The organism is Rhizobium lentis (genome assembly GCF_014200175.1).
Lineage (GTDB): Bacteria > Pseudomonadota > Alphaproteobacteria > Rhizobiales > Rhizobiaceae > Rhizobium > Rhizobium mulingense.
Window position 1 is genome coordinate 25477 of the sequence record NZ_JACHBD010000026.1, and the last position, 11469, is coordinate 36945.

At 58.1% G+C, this 11469-nt stretch carries 10 protein-coding genes; 7 read left to right on the forward strand and 3 right to left on the reverse strand.

Annotation, left to right across the window (positions count from 1 at the left end; translation table 11 throughout):
- Positions 1-3 precede the first annotated feature (3 nt).
- Both pdxA and GGI60_RS30730 read right to left on the reverse strand, forming a co-directional pair.
- Positions 4-978: a 4-hydroxythreonine-4-phosphate dehydrogenase PdxA gene (gene pdxA / locus GGI60_RS30725; RefSeq protein ID WP_183919647.1), complete on the reverse strand. Its 975-nt coding sequence runs from the start codon at positions 976-978 to the stop codon at positions 4-6.
- Positions 975-2186 carry a four-carbon acid sugar kinase family protein gene (locus GGI60_RS30730; RefSeq protein ID WP_183919645.1) on the reverse strand — a complete coding sequence of 404 codons (1212 nt, stop codon included), beginning with the start codon at positions 2184-2186 and terminating at the stop codon, positions 975-977. The genes pdxA and GGI60_RS30730 overlap by 4 nt, the downstream gene beginning before the upstream one ends.
- 129 nt (positions 2187-2315) lie before the next feature.
- Here GGI60_RS30730 and GGI60_RS30735 point away from each other — a divergent pair, with 129 nt between their 5' ends.
- Positions 2316-3164, forward strand: coding sequence for a LysR substrate-binding domain-containing protein (locus tag GGI60_RS30735; RefSeq protein WP_246642689.1), 849 nt, complete (start codon positions 2316-2318; stop codon positions 3162-3164).
- Positions 3165-3261: 97 nt separating this feature from the next.
- On the opposite strand, the gene GGI60_RS30740 is transcribed toward GGI60_RS30735, so the two are convergent.
- Complete coding sequence (locus GGI60_RS30740) at positions 3262-3930, reverse strand: FadR/GntR family transcriptional regulator (protein ID WP_183919640.1); 669 nt, start codon at positions 3928-3930, stop codon at positions 3262-3264.
- Between the two features lie 216 nt (positions 3931-4146).
- Between GGI60_RS30740 and GGI60_RS30745 the strand changes: the two genes are divergently transcribed.
- The 6 genes from GGI60_RS30745 to GGI60_RS30770 form a co-directional block, all read left to right on the forward strand.
- Positions 4147-5790 (forward strand): ABC transporter ATP-binding protein, encoded by a 1644-nt coding sequence (locus GGI60_RS30745; protein ID WP_183919638.1) that lies wholly within the window; start codon positions 4147-4149, stop codon positions 5788-5790.
- Positions 5791-5839: 49 nt separating this feature from the next.
- Positions 5840-7510 carry a peptide ABC transporter substrate-binding protein gene (locus GGI60_RS30750; protein WP_183919636.1) on the forward strand — a complete coding sequence of 557 codons (1671 nt, stop codon included), beginning with the start codon at positions 5840-5842 and terminating at the stop codon, positions 7508-7510.
- 67 nt (positions 7511-7577) lie between these two features.
- The gene (locus tag GGI60_RS30755; RefSeq protein ID WP_183919634.1) at positions 7578-8528 is read left to right on the forward strand and encodes an ABC transporter permease; all 951 of its coding nucleotides are present in this window, start codon (positions 7578-7580) and stop codon (positions 8526-8528) included.
- Positions 8529-8560: 32 nt separating this feature from the next.
- Positions 8561-9439, forward strand: coding sequence for an ABC transporter permease (locus tag GGI60_RS30760; RefSeq protein WP_097584432.1), 879 nt, complete (start codon positions 8561-8563; stop codon positions 9437-9439).
- 152 nt (positions 9440-9591) lie between these two features.
- Entirely contained in the window at positions 9592-10926 is a 1335-nt protein-coding gene (locus tag GGI60_RS30765) for an FAD-binding oxidoreductase (RefSeq protein ID WP_183919633.1), read from the forward strand.
- A gap of 151 nt (positions 10927-11077) precedes the next feature.
- The coding region (locus tag GGI60_RS30770) for an acetyl-coenzyme A synthetase N-terminal domain-containing protein (protein WP_312862821.1) at positions 11078-11469 on the forward strand (392 nt) is incomplete at its 3' end.

Consider the following 11469-nt stretch of genomic DNA (forward strand, 5'->3'; position numbering starts at 1 on the left):
CTCCTAGAATGCGTTGAGAAGCAGCGCCTGATCGAAGGCGTAGCGAAGAGAGGAATGATCGGCCTTACCCTGGCCGGCGATGTCGAATGCCGTACCGTGATCGACGCTCGTACGGATGAAAGGCAAACCGATAGTGACGTTGACGCTGTTGTCGATACCGAGATACTTGACCGGGATGAGGCCCTGATCGTGATATTGCGCGACGACGATATCGAACTCCCCCCTGCGAGCGCGCATGAAAATCGTGTCTCCGGGCCAGGGACCGGACGCGTCTATTCCGACGTCCTGAGCCCGGCTGATTGCGGGCGCGATGATGTCCAGATCTTCGCGTCCGAACATACCATTTTCACCGGCATGGGGATTGAGGCCGGCCACCGCAACGCGCGGAGACGCAATCCCATAAGCCTTACCTGCCCGGTGCGCCAATTCGATCGTTCGGAAAACTGAATCCTCTGTCACGAGGTCGATGGCATCGCGCAATGATACGTGGATCGTGACCAGAATGACGCGCAGTTCGTCGTTCGCGAGCATCATTGCAAACTTGTCGGTCCCCGTCCGCTCAGCAAGGATTTCCGTATGGCCGGGATAATGGAGCCCACCTTGCTTCATCGCCTCCTTGTTGATCGGGGCGGTGACGATTGCTCCGATGTTTCCTGCCAGCGCTTCGTCGATCGCCCGTGCGACATAGTCGTAGCTGGCACGCCCGGCCCGAGCGTCCACCTGACCGATGGGCAAATCGTCCGGCAGATGCGAGACGTTGAGAACGGCTATGAGTCCGCTGTCTGGCAGAGCGTTATCGACTGACGCGATGGGCTGCACCTGCAGGGCAAGATTAAGGGCCCGGACCGCTCGCTCCATTACCTTGGCGTCACCGATCACTACTGCTTGTTCCGGCAGCCCATCCGCGAAAACACGGGCGATAATTTCCGGGCCGATCCCGCAGGGATCGCCCATGGTTATTCCAATAGGCTTCTTCATTTCTTATCTCCAAGCCAGAGGCCCCGAAGCAACTCGGCTGATTTCACCAGGATACGCGGCGAACCGAAGCCGCCCGCCTTTGTGATTATGTGAATGGGATGCGGTCCCGTGGTGCGGCCGACCGGAATTCCAGGCTCGACCTCGCTCAGGAGTTCAAGTGAACTGATCTCAAGTTCGCTCAACACGCATTCGGCAGTGTCACCGCCCGTGAGGAAAAGCCCGGTAACGGGGTGACTCCCCATTACTGCCCGCACAGCCTGGCCAAGAGCGGTTGCGATGGCCCGAGGATTGGCTGACGCACTTCCTTCTGAGGTGGTTAGAATAATGTCGCCGCCGGATCCAAATCGGCTGTACTCCGCAGCGGCTCGTTCGGCAGCGAGAGCGGGGGAGCGAGACGCCACCTCCGAGTTGATGATGATCTGCCGGGCGTTGCCGGTGCTTATCAGTGTTGAGCATTGCTCGCGGCTCTGCGGATTCACGCTGCCGATGACAAAGAGATTGACAGATGTCGTGACCGTGGACGGTGCGATTTCACCACCCCGGCCTACATAATCCGCCAGCGCGATCGCCAGGCCCGGAGATCCACACCACAGGATGGACTTTGGATCGGCCGCCGATTTCACCAGCAGTGCCAAGTCTTCTTGCATAGTCGCATCGGCGATCAGCAACTTTCTGCCATCGGCGACAAGTTCACCGGATCTCAATGCCCGCAGGTCCGCAAGCGTGACATAACCCACTTCTGCCTCGGGGATGTCTCGAAAAAGGGAGCGAAGATGGGAGTCCGTTATGGGGTGTAGCGGGTCCTTGGCGAATTCGGTTTGCTCCAACGGCACGCCACGAAGAAGCTGCCGCCCGCCTTCAGTGGTTCTTCCACCGGCGGGGAAAGCCGGAGCGACGATTGCGATCGCCCGACCGGAAGCCGCGAGCGCGGCAGTTATCTCAACTCCAACGTGGCCGCGAATGGTGGAATCAACGGTATTGTAAAGGATATCCGCGTACGCAAGGCTTCTCGCCGCCGTCCTCGCCCGATCGGCAGCGTCTTCAGCCGATGCGGTGCGGCTTGCCTTGTTCACCGATATGATCGACACGTTTTCCGGTGACGTCTGCCGGTAGTCGGTGAAAACCAGGCATCTGTGCCCCATGCTCACGAATGGCCCAGCGCCATCCGTTGCACTCGTGAGATCATCAGCTAGGATTCCTACTTTCAAGGTCGCAGTCCTGTCGGCATTCGCTGTAACGACGAGGATACTAGCGCTATTGCCTTTGGCGGAAAAACGATCAATTCTGACAGAATTCAGTCACTTTAGCTCACAGATATGGCCCCACGATTCCCCTCTTTGTCCGCGCTCAGAGCCTTTGAAGCTGCCGCACGTCATTTGAATTTCGGGCGTGCCGGCAATGAACTGTTTGTCACGCACAGCGCCGTCAGCAAGCAAATCCGCTTGCTCGAGGAAGAGCTTGGCGTAACCCTTTTTGAAAGAAGAAACAGAGCCGTTTTCCTCACCGCAGCGGGGCGACGCCTGCTTGGCACGATGAGTGAGGTGTTCCGCCAGATCAGCGATTGCTGCGACGAAATTAAGCGTGGAGGTTCGGCACCGCTGGTGGTCTCATGTGAACCGACCTTTACGCAGCGCTGGCTGATCCCGCGCCTTCCGCAATTCAATGCACTTCATCCTGACATCGAAGTTCACGTACTGGCCGCTGGCGGTCCTGTGAGCTTCGACAGAAGTCACATCGATTTGGCACTACGGAGGAGCGATTTTAGCTGGTCGCCGGAGCTCTTTGTGGAAACGGTGGTCGAAGAACGTGTCGGACCAGTATGTGCGCCGCGCCTGCTGGTTGCCGGCGGAGATGACATCCTCTCCTTGCCTCGAATTCATTCGGCAACGCGTAGAGATGCATGGGCTAGGTATCTGGCGGACAACCGGATCGGAGATCCAAATCCACCCGGTAGTCACGTGTTCGAACATTTCTATCTGAGCATCGAGGCTGCAATCGCTGGATTAGGCGCCGCGATCGGCCCCGAGCCGTTGGTAGCCGACGCTGTCGAAAGCGGGCAACTCGTGGCGCCCCGAGGATTCTCCAGCAACGGCTATAGTTACATCCTCTTGAGCCGCCTTGCTTTTGAGGGGGATGCCAGAAAGCGAGACTTCCTAACGTGGCTACGGGGGCAGTTTGGCTCCTGAAGCGAGCGGTTCGACCGGCACCCTCCGCTTCGTCTGATTGTCGAGAGGATTAGATCAAGATAGCAGGCAATCGATACCAATCGCTCAGATCGCGTTCTCAGATGCTCGGTCCGAGTATGTTAGTTCTGGCGTCAATGATGTGGTCGTACATGTTTCGCTCAGCCTCTCTGCTGTCGCGATCCTTGATTGCGTCGAGGATCGCCTGATGGCTGACGATATAGGCCGTCATGCGCTCAGAGGTCAGCGATTGTTCCTTCATTTTCCCCCAAAGATTTCCGGCGCGCACAGCGTGAATGCCTTCATAGAGCGAGGCAAGAAGACCATTGCGCGCGGCTTGGACGATGATACGGTGAAAAACAGCGTCCCATTTCTCGAATTCGCCAAGAGATTCCGACGCGTTGCCTCGAGCGATTGATTTCTGCATTTCTTCGACTTCCTGCCTGGTCGCTCGTAACGCTGCCAGCGCGGCGATCTTGGGCTCTATGATCAGCCTCGCCTCGAAAACTTCCGCCGGATAGGTGCGCAATGTGTTTCCTTCATTGCTGGACGGTGGTCGGAGGGCGCTGGAGCTTACGCCGCTGCCGGCGATAAAAGTCCCTCTGCCAACATGCCTGATAAGGCGGCCTTCCTTCTCTAACGAGCTTAGCATCCTTCTCAGGGCGGTACGCGGCAGCCCGAGCTTCAACGCCAGGTCACGCTCGGGAGGCAGTCGATCCCCAGGTTCCAGACCTTCCGCCTCAATGAAATCCTTCAACACGACGCTCATGTGCCCTCCGATAAAAATTTTGCGAAACCAATTTGATCTATATTGACACCAATGGCAAGACCAATCTTATATTAATCGCAGAACCAACGCCGATTGGTAGCGAATGGCGCTGAAGTCCAGGAACATGCGGTGCACCGCTCGAGAGTTATGAGCAGCACCCATAAGCAGCGACAAAAACATCAATCAAGAAGCTGCTTAGACAAGGGAGATATAGCTATGGCCGTAACGACTGAGGCTGTTACAGCAGATGAGACAGCGCTTTCGGTGCGCGCCCTGACAGTCGACCTGCCGAAAGGCATGGAACGGGCTCATGCCGTCGAAAATGTTTCGTTTGAGCTCAAGCGTGGTCAGATCCTTTGCATTATCGGCGAGTCCGGGTCGGGAAAATCGGTAACGGCGAACACGATCATGGGACTCTTGCCTAAGGTCATTCCAGTCTCGTCGGGCGCGATCACGCTTGACGGAACGACCCTTGTCGGCGCGCCGGCAAAAAAGCTGCGCCAGCTGCGCGGCCGTGTCGTCTCGATGATCTTTCAGGATCCGCTTTCGGCGCTGAACCCGCTGATGACGCTCGGCGAACAGGTCACCGAGGTGATGGCGGCCCATGGAGTGGGTACGAAAGCCTCGCGGCGCGAGCGCGCCCTCCAGTTGCTGACCGAAGTCGGCCTGCCCGACCCTGAACTCATGTACCACCAGTACCCGTTCCGGCTTTCTGGTGGTCAGCGCCAGCGCGTTATGATCGCGATGGCGCTCGCCCTCGAGCCGACCGTTTTGATCGCAGACGAACCAACGACAGCCCTTGACGTCACCACCCAGGCGCAGATCCTGAAGCTCATCCGAGACATTCAGCGTCGTAAGGATATGAGCGTTATGTTCATCACCCACGACTTTGGCGTTGTGGCTGAGATCGCCGATAGCGTCGTTGTTATGGAGAAAGGACGGATCGTCGAGCAGGGCAGCGCCGATCAGGTTCTCAAATCCCCCAGACATCCCTATACCCAGCGCCTGAGCGCGGCTGTTCCGCGCCTCACGGGCGAAGACAGAAAGCTCGATGCGCCGGCGAGCGACGAGACCATCCTGACGGTCCATGGACTGTGCAAGACCTACCGCAGCGGCAGCGCCCTGTTCGGCAGCCAGCGTGTCGTGCCTGCGGTGAAGGACGCGTCATTCACGTTGTCGGCGGGCCGCACCCTCGGCATCGTCGGGGAAAGCGGTTCCGGAAAATCGTCGCTGGGACGGCTCCTGATCAAGCTTCAGGACAGCGACAGCGGTCAGATCCTGTTTGAGGGAAAGGACATCGTCAAACTCTCAGAATCCGAGTTTCGGCCGCTGCGCCCTCGAATTCAGATGATTTTCCAGGATCCTTTCGCCTCACTCAATCCACGCTCCACGATCGGTCAGATCCTGACCGTCGGGCCCGTCGCGCATGGTATGCCTTACGCACAGGCGCGCGAAGAGGCCCGAGCTTTGCTCTCCCACGTCGGTCTCGATGCCGGTGCCTTCGGCCGCTACCCTCACGAGTTCTCGGGTGGGCAGCGCCAGCGCATCGGCATTGCTCGGGCGCTGATGTTCAAGCCGAAGCTGCTGATTGCGGACGAGGCGGTCTCCGCGCTTGATGTGTCGATCCAGGCCCAGATCCTCAAGCTGCTTGATCAAATCCAGCGCGAAACCGGCGTCTCAATGATCTTCATTACCCATGATCTTCGTGTTGCCAGCCAGATCTGCGATGAAATTGCAGTCATGCAGAAGGGCCGGGTCGTCGAACGCGGCCCGCCGTCTCAGATCTTCCTGAAGCCGCAATCGAACTACACGCGCGAGCTTGTTGCTGCAATTCCGGGAGAAAGCCGAAGAGACAGCTGAGATCAACTGCCGGCAGCAGCTTCCTAATGAGCAAAAGAGAGGGAATAAAATGACAAAAGATTCTACGACCAAAGCGAACTATTCTCGGCGCGACGCACTGCGCCTGATGGCAGCAGGCGGCATTGCGTGCTTCGCCGCTCCCAACCTGATCGGCAAGCCGGATATTGCGTGGGCCGCCGACAAGAAACCTGCGGGTCGTGTCGTGGTCGGGCTTTCGCAGGAACCGACCGTCTTCAATCCGCTGATGGCACATATCGAAACGGACGATGCGGTACACTTCTCGCTCTTCGACGCCCTCTTTCGCATGGATCCCAGTGGCGTGCTCCAGCCTAATCTTGCGGCAGAAGTGCCGACGCAAAAGAACGGCGGCATCTCCCAAGATGGCCTGAACTGGCGCGTCCGCCTCCGTGATGATGTTCGCTGGCATGACGGCAAGCCGTTCACGGCCGAGGATGTGAAGTTCACCCTTGAATTGATCACCAATCCGAAATTCCGCGCCTGGCGTACCGGCGGCCATTCGCTGGTGCGTGACCTCACGGTAGTCTCGCCAACTGAAATCACCTGGCGCATGGAGCAGGTATTCGCTCCTTACCTCTCGTTTCTCACCGAAACCTTCATCGTGCCAAAGCACCTTTTCGAGAATGAGGCCGATCCGAACACCGCAGCCTTCAACCAGGCACCCGTTGGCACCGGCGCTTTCAAGTGGAGTCAGCGCGTAGCAGGTGACCATCTCGAACTGGCCGCGAACCCGGATTATTTTGCGGACGGTCCGTATGTCGAACAGCTTGTATTCAAATACATTCCTGACCAGACGGTGCTGTACACGCAGTTCAAGAGCGGCGACATCGACCTCACAGACCAGGCCTACATCACGCCAGACCACTACGAGGAAGCCAGCAAATTGCCGGGCCGTGTGGTGAGCCTCGTGCCCGGTGCCTCCGTCGAGTCGCTCTACCTCAATCTCGAGCGGCCGCAGTTCAAGGAGCTTGCAGTGCGCCAAGCACTGTATGCCGCAATGGACAGGGCGGCAATCATCGACGCCCTCTATTTCGGCGTGGTCACAACGACCGAAACCTTCATGCCGAAGGAGTCGTACTATTTCAATCCGAACCTTCCGGCGCAGGAATTCAATCTCGACGCCGCACGCAAGCTCCTCGACGATGCCGGCTGGGTGCCGGGATCGGATGGGATCCGTGAGAAGAATGGAGTGAAGCTGGCATTTAACAACTCGACGACGTCAGGCAACAATCTTCGTGAGCAGGTGCAGCAGTTCCTGCAGCAGACATTTGCTGAAATTGGCGTCCAGATGACCATCTCGAATTTGCCGGCCGCCGTCATGTTCGGCGAATTCTGGCTGAAGTCACAATTCGACACGGCAATCTCGGGCGTGACGCATCTGATTGCCGCGGATCCCGATGCAACCAACCGTCTTGCGAGCAGCGCGATTGCCGCGAAGGGTGGAAAGGGATCGAACGTCGGCCAGTATTCCAATCCGGAAGTGGATGCGCTGCTCAAGAAGGGTGCCCAGACCTTCGATCCGGATGCACGGCGTGAAATCTACTACCGCATCCAGGAAATCGTGCGTCAGGACCTTCCCTTCCTTCCGCTGTTTGCCGCCACCTATGTGGTTGGCACGAAGGAAGGCCTTGAGGGCTGGGAACCGAATACGAACACGCGCACGGCCTCATGGCATGCTGCCGCCTGGCATTGGAAGAGCTGAGTAACCTACCGTCGCCGCCGCGTGTCGCGGCGGCGACCTCTATTGGCGCTATCAAAGGGAGAGCTCCATGCGTAGCTTCCTACTTACCCGGTTCGCTCAGAGCCTCGTACTGCTCCTCATCGTTTCCGTCATTGGCTTCGTGGTCCTCAACCTGATCCCCGGCGGGCCCCTGGCACAATTTGGGCTGGATGCGAGCATGACGCAGGATGACCTGAACCGACTGGCGGAGCAGCTTGGCCTCAACCGTCCTCTGTGGATGCAGTATCTGGATTGGGCCTGGCGCCTCGTAAAGGGAGACTGGGGCCATTCCTTCCGTGACGGAGCACCAGTAATCGAAGTAATTGGACGGCACCTAATGGCAACGCTGTTGTTGATGGGATCGTCCACCATCATCGCGATCGCCATCGGAACGTGGATCGGCGTCCGCGGCGCCATCAAACGCTATTCGCTTTTCGACTACATGGCGACGGTCGGTGCGATGGTGGCTCTTTCGATCCCGACTTTCTGGTTCGGCCTGATCGGCATTTACGTGTTCTCGCTCAAACTTGGCTGGCTGCCGGCCGGCAACATGTACACGATCGGCGACGAGTCCGTTCTGAATTATCTCCACCATCTAATTCTGCCCAGCGTGGTGCTCGCGCTGGTACATGTGGCCATCTGGAGCCGCTATATGCGAACGGCTACTCTCGACGTTATCAATCAGGAATTCGTCAAGACAGCCCGCGCCAAAGGATTGAGCGAGCGGCGAATTCTGATGAAACATGTTATCGGCAATGCCCTCCTGCCGATGATCACGCTCCTTGGGATGCAGCTTCCCAGCGTCCTGACGGGGGCGTTGGTGACCGAGACGGTTTTCACCTGGCCGGGGATGGGCCGCCTGTTCCTCGACAGCCTCGGCTACAGCGACTACCCGGTCGTCATGGGATTGCTCATGTTCTCGGCGATCCTTGTCGTGCTTAGCAACCTGGCCGCCGACATCGTTGTCGCCTTCATCGATCCCCGTATCCGTCTGAGTTAAGCGCCATGAACGCCCATCAGGAGTCAGCAATCATGACTGCCATTGCCGCAAATTCAACCCGGGAGCGCTGGTGGAACAGCCGAACGACGCACCGTTTCATGAAGCATCATCTGGCCCTCATCGGCATGGTGATGATCGCCCTCCTGACCCTCGCGTGCGTCCTCGGACCCCATTTGTTGCCGTACGATTCGCTCTATATCGATCTGCGCGCCCGCTTCGCTCCGCCGCTGACAGGTCAACATTATCTCGGCACCGACCCGCTGGGGCGAGACCTGGCCGCCCGATTGTTCATGGCGGGCCGAATTTCGCTGCTGGTTGGTTTCTCGGCGATGCTTTTGTCGACCCTGATCGGAACACTGGTCGGCGTAGTGGCGGGATATAGGGGTGGTCTGGTCGGCACGGTACTGATGCGTGCCGTTGATGGCTTCCTGTCCTTCCCGTCCATCTTCCTGGTGCTTGCTCTTGCGGCTGCGTTGAAGCCGAGCCCTTTCATGATCACCGTGGTCATCGCTGCAACGAGCTGGATGGAAGTTGCCCGAATTGTCGAGGCCGAGGTTCGCTCCCTGCGCGAGCGTGAATTCGTGCTGGCGGGCCGCATGCTGGGACTGAGCGCAACGCATATCATGTTCCGTGAGATCCTTCCCAATGCCATCGGTCCGATCATTGTCGCGGCCACCCTGACCGTCGCCCGCGCGATCCTGATGGAGGCCTATATCAGCTTCCTCGGCTATGGAATTCAGCCGCCACTGCCCAGCTGGGGCAATATGCTGAACGGCGCGCAGCAATATCTGGGTACCGCGCCCTGGCTGGCGATTATTCCCGGCGCGGCCATAACGATCGCTGTCACCAGCTTCAACTTCATCGGCGACGGCCTCCGCGATGCGTTCGATGTTCGCGGTGATCACAGCTGAGAGAACCACGATTTCGTGCGGCGCCGTCAGCAAGAGTAGCGAGATCATCCGACGATAAGGGTCGGAAACGACTGCTCGCGCACACTAATAATTGAGCGTTTAGCGTATCCAGTCGGAGATGACTTGAGCGCGATGCCAGAGGAACAGAAGCAATGCGGGTCCAGGTTCAGAAAGTAAGTGATAGCGCCTCTTTTCCAGGCCAGGTCGACGTCGTCGTAGTCGGCGCAGGGATCGTCGGTACCTGCACGGCCTACGAACTCGCTCGCAAGGGGGTCTCGGTTGCCCTGCTCGAAAAGGGAATCGTCGGTGGCGAGCAGTCGAGCCGCAACTGGGGGTGGGTCCGACAGCAGAATCGTGACCTCTATGAGCTCCCTTTAGCCATGTACAGTCTGCGGCGCTGGGAGGAGCTGAGCACCGAAATAGGCCGTGATCTCGGGTTTCGTCGAAGCGGAATCCTTTACTGCACCAAAGAAGAGGCGGATGTCGCCCGTTGGGAAAAGTGGGGTCAGGCTGCACGCCTTCGGGGATTTCATAGCCAGATACTTAGCGCTTCTGAGGCTAATGAGCGCGCTTCGGGCGGCACGTCTTCCTGGATAGGTGGCGTTTGGTCGCCAAGCGATGGGAGAGCCGAGCCCGGCCTGGCTGTGCCTGCCATCGCCGAGGCCGCGAAGGAAAATGGCGTATCGCTGCACCAGAACTGTGCGGTCCGGGGCCTCGACATTGCCAACGGCCGGGTAACAGGCGTTTGGACAGAGCGAGGACTGGTGAGAGCCAGCACCGTTGTCTGCGCCGGCGGAGCATGGGCTTCCCGGTTTTCTCATCGGTATGGCGTCGAAATTCCGGTCGCAAACATCGCGGGGACGGCGATCAAGACCACTCCTGCGCCCCAAATCATTCAAGCCGGATGCCTCTCCGCCTCAAACTTCGTCTTGCGTCGTCGGATAGACGGGTCATACACAATTGCCGTACCGGGGCGTGGAACGCTAGATATCACGCCTCGAGGCATGCGATATGCGTTCAAATTCTACCAGATGTACCGCAGTAAGATCGGTAAGAAGCTGAAGTACAGACTGAACAGCAGCTTCTGGAATGGACCCGATGCTTTCAGCAGCTGGGAGAACGATGAAATCTCGCCGTTTGAGAAAAACCGCATTCTGGATCCAGCGCCGGATGGACAGCTCGTGAAGCTCGCATTGAAGAACCTTGAACGCGAATATCCAGCGCTCAAGGGAATCGGGATCGAGCGCGCGTGGGGAGGGCTCATAGATACTTCCCCAGATCTCGTGCCGATTATCTCAAGAGTGGAGCATCTGCCTGGTTACGTGATTGCCGCGGGATTTAGCGGACACGGCTTTGCCATCGGACCGGGTGCCGGTCGGTTGGTCAGCGAGATCGTGATGAACGAGACGCCCATCACGGATATTTCACCCTACAGGCTGAGCCGGTTCAGCGATGGCTCGGCAATCAGACGACCGGAAATGATGTAGCAGTCGATGTTGATTGCAGCCCCAGCGCTGCAGCGTGCCCACGGGGGCCTCAGACCGACGAATGGGTCCGGGGTATCAATCAGACAGAACCGGCTTCAAGTTTCTCGTTGATCGGGATCAGTTTCAAGGGGCCAATCATAGGAGTTAAAAAGTGGTCCACGAGCGCTATACCGTGCCGTGTCTCATCCGGGAACGAGCCCTGATCGATAAGGAAAAGTACCTGAAATGGTACGAGGAAAGCGTCGAGAACCCGGACAAGTTCTGGGGCAAACACGGCAAGCGGATCGACTGGTTCAAGCCCTATACCAAGGTCAAGAACACCTCCTTTACCGGCAAGGTTTCGATCAAGTGGTTCGAGGACGGCCAGACCAACGTCTCCTACAATTGCATCGATCGTCATCTGAAGACGAACGGCGACCAGGTGGCGATCATCTGGGAAGGCGACAACCCCTATATCGACAAGAAGATCACCTATAACGAGCTTTACGAGCACGTCTGCCGGATGGCGAATGTGTTGAAGAAGCACGGCGTCAAGAAGGGCGA

Coding starts and splice junctions, on each gene's coding strand:
- GGI60_RS30755 (WP_183919634.1), top strand. CDS start 7,578: ATGCGTAGCTTCCTACTTACCCGGTTCGCTCAGAGCCTCGTACTGCTC.
- GGI60_RS30760 (WP_097584432.1), top strand. CDS start 8,561: ATGACTGCCATTGCCGCAAATTCAACCCGGGAGCGCTGGTGGAACAGC.
- GGI60_RS30765 (WP_183919633.1), top strand. CDS start 9,592: ATGCGGGTCCAGGTTCAGAAAGTAAGTGATAGCGCCTCTTTTCCAGGC.
- GGI60_RS30745 (WP_183919638.1), top strand. CDS start 4,147: ATGGCCGTAACGACTGAGGCTGTTACAGCAGATGAGACAGCGCTTTCG.
- pdxA (WP_183919647.1), bottom strand. CDS start 978: ATGAAGAAGCCTATTGGAATAACCATGGGCGATCCCTGCGGGATCGGC.
- GGI60_RS30740 (WP_183919640.1), bottom strand. CDS start 3,930: ATGAGCGTCGTGTTGAAGGATTTCATTGAGGCGGAAGGTCTGGAACCT.
- GGI60_RS30750 (WP_183919636.1), top strand. CDS start 5,840: ATGACAAAAGATTCTACGACCAAAGCGAACTATTCTCGGCGCGACGCA.